General features: G+C 32.4%; 11 protein-coding genes. All 11 read left to right on the top strand.

Annotated elements, in window-relative coordinates:
• Positions 1-803 (top strand): sigma-54 interaction domain-containing protein (locus CLRAG_RS08410; RefSeq protein WP_167351562.1); only part of this gene is annotated, 803 nt, incomplete at its 5' end.
• 195 nt (positions 804-998) lie between these two features.
• Positions 999-3,722 (top strand): molybdopterin-dependent aldehyde oxidoreductase, encoded by a 2,724-nt coding sequence (locus CLRAG_RS08415; RefSeq protein WP_065078024.1) that lies wholly within the window; start codon positions 999-1,001, stop codon positions 3,720-3,722.
• 519 nt (positions 3,723-4,241) lie between these two features.
• On the top strand, positions 4,242-6,515 hold the full coding sequence (locus tag CLRAG_RS08420) for a pyridine nucleotide-disulfide oxidoreductase/dicluster-binding protein (protein WP_065078025.1): 2,274 nt from the start codon (positions 4,242-4,244) through the stop codon (positions 6,513-6,515).
• A 2-nt stretch (positions 6,516-6,517) separates the two neighbouring features.
• Positions 6,518-6,724, top strand: coding sequence for a DVU_1557 family redox protein (locus CLRAG_RS08425; RefSeq protein WP_065078026.1), 207 nt, complete (start codon positions 6,518-6,520; stop codon positions 6,722-6,724).
• A gap of 174 nt (positions 6,725-6,898) precedes the next feature.
• Positions 6,899-8,212 (top strand): DVU_1553 family AMP-dependent CoA ligase, encoded by a 1,314-nt coding sequence (locus CLRAG_RS08430; RefSeq protein ID WP_065078027.1) that lies wholly within the window; start codon positions 6,899-6,901, stop codon positions 8,210-8,212.
• A 2-nt stretch (positions 8,213-8,214) separates the two neighbouring features.
• Positions 8,215-9,273, top strand: a complete 1,059-nt coding sequence (locus tag CLRAG_RS08435) for an XdhC family aldehyde oxidoreductase maturation factor (protein ID WP_065078028.1) — start codon at positions 8,215-8,217, stop codon at positions 9,271-9,273.
• Positions 9,260-10,366 (top strand): DVU_1551 family NTP transferase, encoded by a 1,107-nt coding sequence (locus CLRAG_RS08440; protein ID WP_065078029.1) that lies wholly within the window; start codon positions 9,260-9,262, stop codon positions 10,364-10,366. The genes CLRAG_RS08435 and CLRAG_RS08440 overlap by 14 nt, the downstream gene beginning before the upstream one ends.
• Complete coding sequence (gene cobC, locus CLRAG_RS08445) at positions 10,359-10,946, top strand: alpha-ribazole phosphatase (protein WP_065078030.1); 588 nt, start codon at positions 10,359-10,361, stop codon at positions 10,944-10,946. Before CLRAG_RS08440 ends, cobC begins: the two co-directional genes overlap by 8 nt.
• Entirely contained in the window at positions 10,946-12,856 is a 1,911-nt protein-coding gene (locus tag CLRAG_RS08450; protein WP_065078075.1) for a sigma-54-dependent Fis family transcriptional regulator, read from the top strand. Before cobC ends, CLRAG_RS08450 begins: the two co-directional genes overlap by 1 nt.
• Before the next feature lie 663 nt (positions 12,857-13,519).
• Positions 13,520-14,803: a guanine deaminase gene (gene guaD, locus CLRAG_RS08455; protein ID WP_065078031.1), complete on the top strand. Its 1,284-nt coding sequence runs from the start codon at positions 13,520-13,522 to the stop codon at positions 14,801-14,803.
• A gap of 64 nt (positions 14,804-14,867) precedes the next feature.
• Complete coding sequence (locus CLRAG_RS08460; protein WP_065078032.1) at positions 14,868-16,292, top strand: NCS2 family permease; 1,425 nt, start codon at positions 14,868-14,870, stop codon at positions 16,290-16,292.
• Positions 16,293-16,520: the final 228 nt, after the last annotated feature.

The raw sequence follows: 16,520 nt of genomic DNA on the forward strand, positions 1-16,520 counted from the left end.
TTGCACAATCAATTCATAATTACAGCAGCAGAGTAGATGGGCCATTTGTAGCTTTAAATTGTGGGGCTATTCCTAAACAACTTATAGAGTCAGAGCTTTTTGGATATGAAGAAGGAGCTTTTACAGGAGCTAAAAAGGGTGGCAATCTTGGAAAATTTGAGTTAGCAGATGGCGGAACTATAATGCTGGATGAAATTGGAGAAATGCCTCTTGATATGCAGACAAAGCTTCTAAGAGTTGTACAGGAAGGCGTAATAACGAGAATTGGAAGCTCAAAGTCTATACCTGTAGATGTAAGAATTATAGCTGTCACAAACAGAGATTTAAAAAAAGAAGTAGAAGCTGGAAGATTTAGAAAGGATCTATATTATAGGCTAAATGTGCTGCCTTTATTCTTACCTCCACTTAGAGAAAGAAAAAAGGATATACCTCTTCTTATTCAATATTTTGTTAAGAATATAGCACAAAAGTTAAATAAAAAAGAGCCGGTTATATCAGAAGAATACTTGAAGAAAATGATTAACTATAATTGGCCTGGAAATATAAGAGAATTAGAAAATTTGGTTGAGCTAATTGTAAATACAGGATCTATACCAGCAGGCTACTTTACAGAAGAAAACTGTGATAATGAGGTACTTGTGGACATTAGTGATGATTGTTTAAAGCTAGATTATATGGAAAAGGAACATGTAACTAAAGTATTGAAGAAGTTTAAGGGGAATATAACTCATTCGGCAGAAGCACTTGGTATAAGGAGAAATACTTTATACAGCAAGATAAAAAAGTATAATATACAAATGTAATATTTTTCATTAAAAAAAGAAAAAGAGAGGGTTACCTACAAATATATTGTTGGTAACCCTCTAATTATATTTTAAAAAGAAAGTTTAAAGAAAACGTAGGTGAGTTCAACATTTTGAATATTGATATTAATTATTGCTCATAATAATATTGAAATTAATGTTTCTTCTAATAATATAAAATTAAGGAGGTACAATATGTTAAAAAAGAGTTTAATTATTAATGGAGTTAAAAGGACTGTTATAGCAGATCCTGAGGCATTTTTAGCAGATGTTTTGAGAAAACAATTACATCTGGTTGGAACAAAAGTTGGATGTAGAAAAGGAGAATGTGGTGCCTGCTCTATAATTTTGGATGGAAAGGTTGTAAGAGCTTGTATAACCAAAATTAAAAGAGTTCCTGATGAAGCAAATATTATAACTATAGAAGGAGTTGGCACTAATGAGCATCTTCATCCACTGCAGTTAGCATGGATGGTTCATGGTGCTGCACAGTGTGGATTCTGTACTCCTGGATTTATAGTTTCTGCAAAGGCACTTTTAGATGAAAATATAAATCCGACTAGGGAAGAAGTAAGAGATTGGTTCCAAAAACATAGAAATGTATGTAGATGTACGGGATACAAACCAATAGTTGATTCTGTAATGGAAGCAGCAAAACTTATGCGTGGAGAAATAAGAAAAGAAGATATATGGGCTAAACTTCCTAAAGATGGAACTTTACTTGGTTCAAGTGTAGTACGTCCATCTGCCCTTGCAAAAGTAACAGGATCATGGGAATTTGGAGCAGATCTTGGACTAGAACTTCCACCAGGAACATTGCACATTAAATTAGTTCAGGCAACGGTATCCCATGCGAATATAAAATCTATAGATACTTCAGAAGCAGAAAAAATGCCTGGAGTATATAGAGTATTAACATATAAAGATGTACCAGGCACTAATAGAATAAATGGTTTGGCTTTCCCATCTAATAAAGGTGATGGACTTGAAAGACCTATATTAAATGATAAAAAGGTTTTTCAATTTGGAGATGCTATAGCTATGGTTTTGGCAGAAAATCCAGCAGTAGCTGAAGCAGCAGTGGAAAAAGTTAAAGTAGAGTTAGAAGAGTTACCAGCTTATATGAGTGCACCAGCTGCTATGGCAGAGGATGCTATAGAAATTCATCCAGGAACTCCTAATATTTATTTTGAGTGTGGTACTAAGAAAGGTGGAGATACGGCACCTTTAATGGATTCTCTTCCTTACGTTGTTGAAGATGATTTTTATGTTGGAAGACAACCACATTTACCACTTGAACCAGACGTTGGATTTGCATATTTTGATGATGATGGGGACTTGATGGTACATTCAAAGAGTGTTGGTATACACATACATGCAGCAATGGTTGCAGATGGGATAGGAATACCACTGGAAAAACTTAAAATAGTTCAAAATCCTACAGGAGGTACATTTGGTTACAAATTTAGTCCAACAATGGAAGGTCTTCTTGGAGTAGCTGCTATGGTAACTAAAAGACCTGTATACCTTGAATTCAATATGTATCAGCAAATAACTTATACAGGAAAGAGATCTCCATTCTTCATGCATGTTAAATATGGTGCAGATAAAGATGGAAAGATAAAGGCAATGGAATCAGACTGGAGTGTAGATCACGGCCCATATTCTGAATTTGGAGACCTTTTGACAATGAGAGGAACTCAATTTATAGGTGCTGGATATAATGTCCCAAATATAAGAGGTGCAGGTCGTACCGTAGCTACAAACCATGCTTGGGGTTCTGCATTTAGAGGATATGGATCTCCTCAAGCCCTATTTGCATCAGAAGTAGCAGTTGATGAGTTAGCTGAGAAGGTTGGAATGGATCCTCTAGAATTTAGATATAAGAATGTTTATAGAGAAGGAGATACGACCCCAAATGGATGTCCTCCAGATGTAATTTGTCTGCCTCAGGCAATAGATAAATTAAGACCATTTTATAATGAAGCAAAAAAGAGAGTTAAGGATAAAAATAATGCTAGTTCTGGAGATAAAAAATATGGTGTGGGAGTTTCACTTCTCATATATGGATGCGGCCTAGACGGTCCAGATACATCAAGAGCTTGGGCTGAAATTACTCCAGAAGGTGTTACTGTAGCAAACTCCTGGGAAGATCACGGCCAAGGTGCTGATATGGGAACACTCACAATTGCTCATGAAACTTTAAAACCTTTAGGAATAAAACCTGAACAAATTAAGCTTGTTATGAATGATATGAAATTTACACCAGATAGTGGTCCTGCAGGTGGAAGCCGTTCTAACGTTTTAACTGGTAATGCTACAAGAGTTGCCTGTGAAAACTTAGTAAACGCTTTGAAAAAAGAAGATGGGACTTATAGAACTTATGATGAGATGGTAGCTCAAGGTCTTCCAGTAAAATATGATGGAGAGTGGACTGCACCATGTACCGCTTGTGATGTAGAAACAGGCCAAGGAAATCCATTCCCTGTATATATGTATGGTGTACTTATGGCAGAAGTAGAAGTCGATGTTAATACAGGAAAGACTAAAGTTGAAAATCTTACTATGGTTTCAGATTGCGGTACTATAGTAAATAAAATAGTAATTGAAGGACAGCTTTATGGTGGATTAGTTCAAGGTATAGGACTCGCTTTAAGTGAAGATTTTGAAGATTTAAAGAAACATGTTACACTTACAGCTTGTGGAATACCTCAAATAAAAGATGTTCCAGACAATATAACACTTATTCATCAGGAAACACCAAGACCAAATGGCCCTTACGGAGCAGCAGGAGCTGGAGAAATGCCGCTTTCAGCACCACATGCAGCAATAATTAATGCAATATATAATGCTTGTGGAGCTCGTATTACTAAATTACCAGCTTTGCCTGAAAAAGTTTTAGCAGCACTTAAGAAATAAGAGATAACGTATATTAGGTATATCTCTATAAAGGAATCAGAAGCAGACAATTTCTACATTTTATTTTTATATTAAAGTGTTTTTTTAAAGTTTCTGATTCCCTTTTGTTATAGATAATTAACTCAACTTTTGCAGTTTAAAAACTTTGCGAAGCAAAGCTTTTTGAGTTGAGAGTTGACAGAGGACAATGAAGGTAAGTTTTCCTCCTTACGTCAGAAAACTAATTTATTTTTAAGTGATGTTTTGCTTTAGCAAAACATCACTTAAGTAGGTATCTAAAATCTATGATTTTTAGATAATTGCTTACTAAAAGAGTACCCATGAAAAACAAAAGAACATAAATTTCTTTTAAATTGAAGATTTTTCGTAGTGCAGCGGAGAAAAGTCCTTCTTCACTGTCCACTGTCAATTGTCCTCTGTCCTCTCAAAAATATTGCGATGCAATATTTTTATATTAGGTCACAATTTTATTTGTGCAAAAGTTGAGTTAATAATCGATAAAGGAAGGTGAGAAGTTCTATGGATTTAAATAAACTACTGAATAGAAGAGAGTCATGTATTGGAGACAAACCTTCAGCCTGTATAGCAGGGTGTCCTTTACACATGGATGTGAAAGCTTTTATTGAAGAAATACAAAAGGGAGACTTTAAAAAAGCTTATAAAATTATGTCTAAGAAAGTTCCTTTTGCAAGAATAGTAGGAAGCATATGTGATGAGCCTTGCAAGGGCGTATGTCCTAGAAATAAATTAGGTGGAGGCATAAATATACATGAGCTTGAAAGGGCAGCAATAGAGTTAGGTTTTTCTTCCCCCAAAAGGTCTATTCCTATACCTAAAAATGGGAAAAAGGTTGCAGTAATAGGTGCAGGTATAAGTGGTATTGTTGCTGCTTTCGACTTGGATAGAAAAGGATACCAAATTACTGTCTACGAAAAAAGTGATAAAATAGGTGGCAGATTATGGGACTTTGAGGGGGAACAACTTTCAAAGCAAATAATAGAAGAAGAACTAGAAATAATGAATAAAGACGATATAACAATTAAGTTCAATGAATTTGTAGATGAAAAAAAATTGGAGGATATACTCAATACCTATGATGCAGTTTATATGGGGACAGGAACTTGGAAAAAAGATTTAAAAGTAAATCCACAAACTTTCCAGGTGAAGGATAGTTCTTTGTTTGCAGGGGGAAGAGTTGTAAACAAAAACGATTCAGTTATACTTTCCACAAGCTCTGGAAGAAGGGCAGCTACATCCATTGACAGATACCTTCAAAAAACTTCTCTTACAGCAGCTAGAGAAAATGAAGGTGCTTATGATACTCCTTTAAAACTTGAATTAGATGATATAGAAACTGTAGAACCTATTAAAAGGACTTCTTCTGTATATAATGAAAAGGAGGCAATAGAAGAAGCACAAAGATGTTTGAAATGTGAATGTTCACAATGTGCTAGAAATTGTCCACATTTAAGAAGGTATAATACTGAACCTAGAAAATATATAAGGCAGATAAATCACAATGAAAACATAGTACTAGGAGATCATTATGCAAATGAAATGATTAATTCATGTACTCTTTGCGGACTTTGTGGTGAAGTTTGTCCTTCCAATTTGGATATGAAAGATGTAATACAAGAGACCCGTGAAAGTATGGTAGAAAGAGGGAAAATGCCTGTGTCAGCTCATGATTTTGGACTTAGAGATATGGAATTTAGCAATAGTAAGCATTTTTCTATGGTAAAAAATCAGCCGGGATATGAAAAGGTGAAGTATATGTTTTACCCGGGATGTCAGCTGCCTGCTTCTTCTCCTGAATATATACCTGAGGTATATAAATATCTCATGGACAATATTAAAGATGGAGTTGGTATAATGCTAGGCTGCTGCGGTGCACCAGCAGATTGGGCTGGAAGGCAGGATTTAGTGAAGAAGAATATGGAGGATATGAAAGACAAGTGGGAGAAAGCAGGAAAGCCAACTTTTATTTTAGCCTGCTCAAGTTGTTATAGAACCTTTAAAAAGTATATACCGGATATTAAACTTATTTCTCTGTGGGAAGTTATGGATAAATATGGTGTTCCAGCAAACAATAGAACAGATGAAAAAAAAGTGTTAGCTGTACAAGATGCATGTTCAACTAGGCATAATAAAGAGATTCATGAAAGTATAAGAAATATAGCAGATAAATTGGGATATAAAATAAAAGAACTCAAGTTTTCAAAAGAAAAAACTAAGTGTTGTGGTTATGGTGGGTTAGTATACTTCGCAAATAGAGAGCAGTCCAGGCAATTTGCAAAAGATAGGATAGGTGAAAGTAATCTGGATTATTTAGTTTACTGTGCAATGTGCAAGGATCTATTTATAGATGAAGGTAAAAAAACTTTTCATATCTTAGATTTAATTTATAGCAGTAATTTAGAAGAAGCTGGACTGAGAAAAGTTCCGAGTCTTTCAAAGCGGCATGAAAATAGGGCACTTGTTAAAAAGAAACTTTTAAAAGAAATATGGAATGAGGAAATAAATGATTTTAAGAAGGATTATGGATTTAAATTAAATATACCAGACAATGTCCAAAATCAAATGGAAGAAAGACTGATTTTGGTTGAAGATATAGAAAAAGCAGTAGATAATGCACAAAAAAATAAAGAGAGATTTTTTAATCCTAAAAATTCTCATTATTTATGCAGACTTAGGATTGGAAGTGTTACCTATTGGGTAGAATATGAAAAAAGTGAAAATGAAATTTTTGTTAAAGATGTTTACAGCCATAGGATGGAAGTGGTGGAGGAATAGCTATGAATATTGATAAGGAAGAGAAAACTCCATGGATTTGTGACAAATGTAATAAAGAATTAGAACTTAGACAGGTAAAGGTACTATATCTTGGAGGAAATTTTGAAGTTGAACTCATGCAGTGTCCTAAGTGTAAAATGGTAATTATAGATGAGAAACTTGCATTAGGAAAAATGAAGGAAGTAGAAAAGGGACTGGAAGATAAATGATGAAGTGCTGTAATGGTTATGAATTTGGAAATAGGGATGATTAGTAAAATTAACAGTTGGGATAAAATATTGTACAATATAAATAGCTATTCTTTTAGTATATCTACCATGGCTTTTCAAGATATTTGAAATGCGGATTTACAGAAATTGTAAAATTAAAGGGGAGAGGGCAAAATGAAGCTGACACCACTTGAATCATGGATAGTGGATAAAACGGAGATAAAGGAAAAAAGTAGGGAATCTTTAGAAAATTATCAGTTAAATAAAATAAGAAAAATTATAGACTATGGGAAAAAATATAGTAAATTTTATAAGGAATATTTGAAAAATGTTGAGGAAAATGATATAAAGTCCCTTGAAGATTTTGAAAAAATTCCTTTTACGCTGCCAGAACATATAAAAGAAAACTCAAATAATTTTTTATGTGTACCTCAAAGAGATATTGTGAGGATAGTAACGTTAAGAACTTCGGGAACAAGTGGAGAAGAAAAAAGAATATATTTTACGGAAAAGGACTTAGATCTTACTGTAGAATTTTTTAAATATGGTATGCAGTGTATTGTAAATAAAAATGACAGGGTATTGGTGCTTTTACCAGGAAATAGTCATGGCAGTATAGGAGATTTGCTAAAAAAAGCGTTAAAGGATATAGACATAACATGTTATGTTCAAGGTGTACTTGTAAATCCTAAGGATACTGCAGAATTTATAAAGGAAAAAGGTATAGATTGTATAGTAGGGATTCCACTGCAGGTACTGTATTTTTCCAGAGTGGAATCTGAAACATTTAAAGCCAACATAAAAAAAATTCTTCTGAGTGCTGATTATGTGCCAGAAACATTAATAAGAGAAATCACACATAAATTTAGCTGTAAAGTTTTTACACACTATGGTATGACGGAAATGGGGTATGGAGGAGGAGTAGAATGTGAGGCTTTAAGTGGTTACCATATGAGAGAAAATGATCTGTATTTTGAAGTAATAAATCCACGTACAGGCAAGGTAGTAAAAGATGGAGAGTATGGTGAGATAGTATTTACAACTCTTACAAGAGAAGGAATGCCTTTAATAAGATATAAAACAGGTGATATAGGGTGTTTTAAAGCAGGTTTGTGCGCCTGTGGTACTTTTTTAAAGACTATGGAAAGAGTTCATGGAAGGATGGAAAATAAAATTGTAATAGGTAAAAATAAATTCCTATCTATGAGAGATTTGGATGAAATAATCTTGTCTTTTGAAGAGGTAATAAATTATAATGTTTATATTGAAAAGAAAAATATTCTCTATATAGATATTGCTGTAAAAAAGGAGGAGGATTTTTGTAAAATAAGAGGCCATATTAAAAATAGCATAGAAAAAATTCCATCAGTAAGGGAAGCATTAATTGATGGAACTTTAGAAATTGTATTAAAGTATATGAAAAAAAGTATAGAAGTAAAAAATAGTATGGTAAAGCGAAAAATATATGATTATAGATGGAGGGGATAAATGTGGAAGATATATATGAGGTGATAAATAATCTTCTAGATAAAAAAGAAGATTTTGTTTTGGCCACTATTCTAGAAAAGTCTGGATCTGCACCTAGAGAAGAGGGGACCAAGATGATTATAAAAAGGGATTTTTCTATTATAGGAACTATAGGTGGAGGTATATTTGAGGCATTGGCCATAAAATTATCTTCAAGGATATTTGAAAATGGGGCTTATATAATTAAAAATTGTTCACTTACAAATGAAGGTGCAGAGGCTTTAGGTGCTGCCTGCGGTGGAGATCTTAAATTGCTTCTGGAATATGTAGATTATAAAGACAGTGACATGGTGGAAATGTATAAAAATGTGCAGAAGCTGAAGAGAAAAGGTGATAATTTTGCTATTATAACTAGAATACCTGAAGAAGGAAAAAGCATAAAAGGCACAGATAAATGGATTTGTAGTGAAGCATCATTTTATGGAAAAGAAGATGAAAAGATTCAGTACATAATTAGAAAGATAAAAGAAAATTTTAAAAATGTTACTATGCAGTATACTGATCTGAAAGAGGAACATTATTTAATAGAGCCTGTTTTAAATACTCAAACCATATATGTAATAGGTGCAGGACATGTAGCACAAAAAATTGCAGAAGTGGCTAAAAGTCTGGATTTTAACATTGTTGTTATAGATGATAGACAGGAATTTGCAAATAAAGAAAGGTTTAAAGATGTAGAAGAAGTAAAAGCAATTCCTTCTTTTGAAAATATTCTTAAATATATAAAAGTAGATAGTAATAGTTATATAGTAATAGTTACAAGAGGCCATGCTTATGACAAGGAAGTATTAGGACAGATGCTTAAGACTAATGCAAAGTATATAGGGATGATAGGAAGCAAGGTCAAAAGGAAGTTGGTTTATGAGAGTCTTTTGGATGAAGGATATACAGAGGAAGATTTAAAAAGGGTACATAGTCCTATAGGTGTTTCTATATATGCACAAACTCCTGAAGAAATAGCAATAAGTATTGTGGCAGAACTAATAAAAGTAAAAAGGGAGACTTTTAATGGAAAAAGATAAATTAGGGGCCATTATTATTTCAGCAGGATATTCCTCGAGGATGGGAGACTTTAAACCACTTTTGAAATTTGGAGAATGTACTGCAGTGGAAATGATAATAAATACTTTTAAGGCTTCAAAAATTGATGATATTGTAGTAATAGTAGGCCACAGACAAAATGAAGTAATAGATGTAATTAAAAATTTAGGAGTTAAGTGGATAAAAAATGAAGATTATTCAAAGGGCATGTTTTCTTCTATAGTAAAGGGCATGGAAGTATTGCAAGAGGATGTAAAGGGCTTTTTTATGAATCCTGTAGATATACCTCTCATAAAAACACATACTGTAAATATGTTAAAAGATAAATATATGGAGTGTGGTAAGGGTATTATATATCCCAAGTTTAATGGAAAATCAGGGCATCCTCCCTTTATAGATTGTAAGTATAGATCAGAAATAATGAAAAGTGATGGTGAAGGGGGACTAAAGAGAATACTTCAAAAGTTTGACAATGATGCTATAAGAATTTCGGTTCCAGACCAAGGCATATTGATGGATATGGATATTAAAGAAGACTATAAAAAATTACTTGAATATTTTTATTTAGGAGCACCTAATGTGGAAGAATGTTATTGCATTTTAAACTTATATGGTGTACCTTGTAATATAAGGAGACATAGTGATAAAGTATCAGAAATAGCTCTAAATATTTTAAATAAATTAAATAGTAAAGAATATAATTTCAATAAAGATATAATGTTAGCTGCAGGACTTTTGCATGATTTGGCTAGAAAAGAAAAAAATCATGCTAAAGAAGGGGAGAAAATATTAAGTGGCTTGGGTTACCCAAATGTAGGAAAAATAATAGCAACTCATATGGATATAGAGGTAAATGAAGAAGATAATATTACAGAAGGAGAACTACTGTATTTGGCAGATAAAGTTGTTCAGGAAGATGAATTAGTAGGATTAGAAAAAAGATTTTCTGAATATTCTTCAAAATTTTCAAATAATCCTGAAGCATTAAACAAAGTGAGGAAGAGGTTTGGGGAAGCCAGAAAAATTGAAAAAAAGATAAAAAGTGTATTGGGGAAAGATTTTAGTTATGAGTAGAAAAATATATTTAATAAGACATGGTAAAATAAATGTAGGCAGTGAGAAACGTTACATAGGAATTACAGATATATCTTTAAATGAAGAAGGTACTGTACAAGTACTAAAGCTAAAAAAGTTTTTTGAAAAAATAGACATAGAGAAAGTATATTTAAGTCCCCTAAAAAGATGTGTTGAGACAGCACATATAATTTTAGAAGGTAGAAATATAGAAAAGATTATAGTAAATGAATTAATGGAAATAAATATGGGGGAATGGGAAGGAAAAACTTTTAGTTTTATTAAGAGTTCTTTACCGGAGCAGTTTAAAAGTAGAGGAGAAGATATAGGAGGTTTTGTACCAACAGGGGGAGAAAGCTTTAAAAATCTTGAGAAAAGAGTTATCCCTGTTTTTAAATCTATTATAAACAGTAGTAGTGGTAATATAATTATAATTGCCCATGCAGGAGTTAATAGAGTCATACTAAAGAATATTTTATCAATATCTATGCAGGACATATTTAAAATAAATCAACCCTATGGGTGTATAAACGAGCTTTCCTTTAATAATGGGAAGTGGAATTGGAAATTGTTATTATAATGGGGGGGATTGTAGTGAACACAGTTACTTCTAAATTAGATAATGAAGCTGTATATAAAACGGATGTAGAACTTTCGCATGAAAGATGTAAAAAGTTTGGTATTGATTCACACCAGGTTTTTAGTAAAAAAATATTATATGATAATGAATTACAGAAAAAATTTGCAGCTAACAGAAATTTAATATTGACCGCGGCACCTTATATGGAGCAGCTAATTAATTTTGTAAAGGGTTTCGATTTCTTTGTATTACTTACTGATGGAGAAGGATGTATATTAAATGCATTGGGAGACGAAAAAATACTTTCGAAAGCTTTTTCTTTAAAAATGGTACCAGGGGCTTTTATGAATGAAGAAAACATTGGAACTAACTCTATGAGTATGGTTATAAGCACTAAAATGCCAGTTCAAATTTCTGGAGATGATCATTTCATTAGAGCATACCACAAATGGACGTGTTCTGCAGCACCTATAAAAGATAGTAAAGGAAGACTTATAGGTGTATTGAATCTTACTGGGTATGCTGAATTTGTACATTCTCATACCCTTGGGATGGTTATAGCAGCGTCAAATGCCATAGAAGAAATGCTTAAAGTAAAAGAATGCAATAAGATTCAAAATATGAATTACAAGCATATAAAAAATATATTTAATTCTAGCCCTGTTGCTATAATAACTTCTGATATAAATGGTAAAATAAAAATTTGCAACAAAAAAGCACAAGATATGTTTGGGATAAGAAGTAACAAGTTAGAAGCAGATAAGATGGAAGATATTATAGAAAACTGGAATGATATAAAGACATCTATATATTTAGGCCAAAGTACGTCAAAAGAAACAAACATAGTGGCTGTGAGAAACAAAACTCAATATCAACTAACTACCAGTTCTATATATAACTGTGAAGATGATAACATTGAGATAGTATATGTTTTTGAAAAAATCAAAATGGCAAAGAAAAGAAATGACGGACAGGCTTACTATACTTTTGATAAAATAATTGGTCAAGATGAAAGCTTTATGAGAATAATAGAATATGCAAAAAAGATTTCAGATAGTAAATCAACTATACTTATAATGGGAGAAAGCGGTACAGGAAAAGAGGTATTTGCACAATCCATTCATAATTACAGTAGTAGAGTAGATGGGCCTTTCATAGCTTTAAATTGCGGTGCTATTCCTAAACAACTTATAGAGTCAGAGCTTTTTGGATACGAAGAAGGAGCTTTTACAGGAGCTAAAAAAGGTGGGAACATTGGAAAATTTGAATTGGCAGATGGTGGAACTATAATGCTGGATGAAATTGGAGAAATGCCTCTTGATATGCAGACAAAGCTTCTAAGAGTTGTACAGGAAGGCGTAATAACGAGAATTGGAAGTTCAAAATGTATACCTGTAGATGTAAGAATTATAGCTGTCACGAACAGAGATTTAAAAAAAGAAGTGGAGCGTGGAAGGTTTAGAAAGGATTTATATTACAGGCTAAATGTACTGCCTTTATATTTGCCTCCACTTAAAGAAAGAAAAAAGGATATACCTCTTCTTATTCAATATTTTATTGAAACTATATCAAAAAAGTTAAATAAAAAAGAACCAGTTATACCAGAAGAATATTTACAAAAAATGATTAACTACAGCTGGCATGGAAACATAAGGGAGTTAGAAAATGTAGTGGAGTTAATTATAAATACTGAATCTGTACCTGCAGGTTATTTTTCAGAAGAAAGTTGTAATAATGAAGTACTTGTGAATATTAACGAAGACTGCTTAAAGTTGGATTATGTGGAAAGGGAACATTTAGTAAAGGTGTTGAAAAAATTTAAAGGAAATATAACCCATTCAGCAGAAGCACTTGGAATAAGGAGAAATACTTTATACAGCAAAATTAGAAAATATAAAATAGAAATGTAAAAGAAATATAAGGCTATCAAGTGATTCTTAGGTTTAGGTGTAGTTTGCTTATAAGGAATACATTTTCTACATCTGAACCTTAGAAGAACTTATCCAGGTGCGTAGCAGTGCTTATCCCCCCACTTTGAAGAAAAGCAGATATCCCAAATCTTTGATTTGGTGATAGTCGCTTTCACAGAGTGCGATGGGGGTGTTAGCAATGGTAAGCAATCGGATAAAGCAAAAAATAAACTTATACTCCGAATATTTTTACAACCTTCAGCCCGGTTAAATATTTTGATAAGTTCAAAATATTTAAATGGGCTTCATCATTGTAAAAAATTTCTGCGTATAAGTTTATTTTTGATATAGAAGACCATATAACTTTTACTTAATCTTATAATATATTATTACAAAATTAATATATATTGACAGAAGTATAATTCAGAATTATAATAAAAGTGGACTAACTAGTTAGTATAAACAAAAACAATACTATACAATCACATATTATAGTGCATGCTATATCAAATTAACTTATTTGAGCATAGATTATATCATATTTAACTCTTCAGTATTCTAATTTACAATCATTTTTAATAATAATGTATTAACACATTAGTTAAATTTCTATTTCTAATCTTTAAATGCAAAAATTACAATAACTTAAAAGGGGGCAGCTTAATGGAAGGCATATATATTGTTAAGGGTAATATTATCTTTACTAAAACTTTTGGAAAATTTGAAGTATTTGAAAATGGGTATATTGTAGTTGAAGGTAAGTGCGTTAAAGGTGTATATAAAAATCTTCCTGAAAAGTTTAGTAAGATAAGAGTTATAGACTATGGAGATGCAATTATAATACCAGGATTTGTTGATTTGCATTTACATGCATCACAATATGGAAACTTGGGATTAGGACTTGACAAAGAACTTATGCCATGGCTTCAAGAGTATACTTTTCCTGAGGAAGCAAAATATGCAGACACTAACTATGCAAAAAAGGTGTACTCAGCTTTAATAAGAGATTTGTGGAGATTTGGTACCACAAGGTCATGTGTTTTTGCAACCATTCATAAAGATTCAACAAAACTTTTAATGGATTTATTTGCGAAGTCAGGACTATCAGCATATGTGGGAAAAGTAAATATGAACAGAAATTCACCAGAATATTTGGTAGAAAATACAGAAGATTCAATTTATGATACGGAAGAAATATTGAAGGAATATTGTACAAAATATGAACTTGTAAAGCCTATAATTACACCTAGATTTGTTCCAAGCTGTAGTATGAAGTTATTGAAAAGCTTAGGAAACTTAGCTAAAAAGTACAATGTCCCAGTACAATCACATTTATGTGAAAATAATGATGAAGTCAAATTTGTTAAGGAGTTACATCCAGATTGTAAAAATTACGCTAGAGTATATGACAGAGCAGGACTATTGGGTGATGTACCTACTATTATGGCTCATTGTATTTTAGTAGATGAAGATGAAATTGAATTAATGAATGGAAAGAATGTATTTATTGCTCACAATCCTAGCTCAAATTGTAATTTATCAAGTGGAATTGCACCTATTAGAAGGTTTGTAACAAGAGGTATTCCTGTAGGGCTTGGAAGTGATATATCTGCAGGACATAGTTTGTCAATGACAAATGTAATTGTAAATAGTGGTCAGGCATCAAATTTAAAATGGCTTCAAAGCAGTAAAGTAGATAAGCCTTTTAGTACTGCGGAATTATTTTATCTGGCAACAAAAGGTGGAGGAAAGTTTTTTGGTAAAGTAGGAAGCTTTGAAAATGGATATGACTTTGATGCTCTTGTTATTGATGATAGCAGTTTATCTATATTTAAACAATTGTCAATAGAAGAAAGGCTGCAAAAGTTTATTTATACTGGAGATGACAGAAATATTAAGGAGAGATATGTAGCGGGCAAAAAAATAGAGGAGCCTAAGTGTTATTAAAAATAAAGTTCTTTAACTTAACAGGTTTTGGAACTTTAAATAATTTTATAATGGGGGTTAATTTATGGAAAGTGGAGTTAATGGACAGAAAAATTCGTTTCTAGAATCATACTTTAAGTTGAAAGACAATAACACAAATGTAAAGACAGAAATTCTCGCTGGATTCACTACTTTTATTACTATGGCCTATATAATATTTGTTAATCCAAGTGTCCTTAGGATAGCAGGTATGAATTCAGCAGGTGTAGTTGGAGATGCGGCTTCAAAGTTTAATGTAGGCTCTGATCCTATTGTGTCAGCGGTATTTGTTGCTACTTGTCTAGCTGCTGCTGTTGGAACATTTATAATGGGGTTCTATGCAAATTTGCCTTTTGCTCAAGCTCCAGGTATGGGTCTTAACGCATTCTTTACTTACACAGTATGTTTGACATTAGGTTTTAATTGGCACCAAGCTCTTACTGCAGTACTGACTTCAGGTATTTTGTTTATAATTATTACAGTTACATCCATACGAGAAAAAATTGTTGATGCTATACCTCAAAATTTAAAATATGCTATGTCTGGTGGTATAGGACTTTTTATTGCACTTATTGGTTTGAAAAGTGGTGGAATAATAGTTTCAAATAAATCAACACTTGTTGGGTTTGGAAATTTTGCACAACCAGGAACATTGCTTACCATAATAGGAGTTTTAATAATTGGTGTACTTATGGCAAGAAATGTTACAGGATCCATTCTTATAGGTATTGTTTTAACTACACTTATAGGTATACCACTTAAAGTTACTTCTCTTGCAAATTTACACATCTTTAGTGCACCACCTTCTCTTGCACCTACTTTTGCAGCTTTTGATTTTTCTGGCCTTTTTTCAAAAGGAGGTACTTCTATAGCAGGAGCAATTTTGAGTTTTGTTATGGTTGTTATAACAATTTGTTTGGTTGATCTTTTTGATACTATTGGAACACTTGTTGGAACTGCTACAAAGGCAGGGATGGTAGATGAAAACGGTAAAGTTTTAAGACTTAAGAAAGCTCTTATCTGTGATGCAGTAGCAACAACTGCAGGATCATTTTTCGGAACAAGTACTATTAATACCTATGTTGAATCAACATCTGGTGTTACAGCAGGAGGAAGAACCGGTCTCACAGCAGTAACCGTAGGTATATTATTTATTCTTTCATTATTCTTCTCAGGACTTGTTGGAGTAGTTCCTTCACAGGCTACAGCACCAGCACTTATTATAGTAGGTGCTTTAATGATGGGAGTAATCAAAAATATAGATTTTGGTGATTTTACAGAAGCATTACCATGTTTCTTCGCTATTTCATTAATGGCTTTTAGTTATAGTATAGCAAATGGTATTGCAGTTGCAATGATCATTTATCCTATAGTAAAAATAGCTACTGGTAGAGGTAAAGAACTTAGCCCAATAGTGTATGTTCTTGCCGTATTATTTGTGTTAAGGTATTTACTACTTCCGTTTGAGTAGAGTAATATATATTATATATTCAACTTTTACACATATGAGATTTTGACTTAATATAAAAACATTGTGAAGCAACTTTTTTAGTTAATAGTTAAGAGTGAAGAATTAATAGTTAATGTGGATTTTTTGCAATAGCTAAAAATCATCCTTCACTATTAATTTTTCATTATTAATTCTTAACTTGCGAAGCTTTGCTTCGCAATATTTTTAAACTGCGGAAGTAAGATCATA

This window comes from Clostridium ragsdalei P11 (genome assembly GCF_001675165.1).
Lineage (GTDB): Bacteria > Bacillota > Clostridia > Clostridiales > Clostridiaceae > Clostridium_B > Clostridium_B ragsdalei.

What these genes read in the sequence shown, in the direction of transcription:
- CLRAG_RS08415 (WP_065078024.1), top strand. Translation starts at nt 999, where the DNA reads ATGTTAAAAAAGAGTTTAATTATTAATGGAGTTAAAAGGACTGTTATA.
- CLRAG_RS08420 (WP_065078025.1), top strand. Translation starts at nt 4,242, where the DNA reads ATGGATTTAAATAAACTACTGAATAGAAGAGAGTCATGTATTGGAGAC.
- CLRAG_RS08425 (WP_065078026.1), top strand. Translation starts at nt 6,518, where the DNA reads ATGAATATTGATAAGGAAGAGAAAACTCCATGGATTTGTGACAAATGT.
- CLRAG_RS08430 (WP_065078027.1), top strand. Translation starts at nt 6,899, where the DNA reads ATGAAGCTGACACCACTTGAATCATGGATAGTGGATAAAACGGAGATA.
- CLRAG_RS08440 (WP_065078029.1), top strand. Translation starts at nt 9,260, where the DNA reads ATGGAAAAAGATAAATTAGGGGCCATTATTATTTCAGCAGGATATTCC.
- cobC (WP_065078030.1), top strand. Translation starts at nt 10,359, where the DNA reads ATGAGTAGAAAAATATATTTAATAAGACATGGTAAAATAAATGTAGGC.
- CLRAG_RS08450 (WP_065078075.1), top strand. Translation starts at nt 10,946, where the DNA reads ATGGGGGGGATTGTAGTGAACACAGTTACTTCTAAATTAGATAATGAA.
- guaD (WP_065078031.1), top strand. Translation starts at nt 13,520, where the DNA reads ATGGAAGGCATATATATTGTTAAGGGTAATATTATCTTTACTAAAACT.
- CLRAG_RS08460 (WP_065078032.1), top strand. Translation starts at nt 14,868, where the DNA reads ATGGAAAGTGGAGTTAATGGACAGAAAAATTCGTTTCTAGAATCATAC.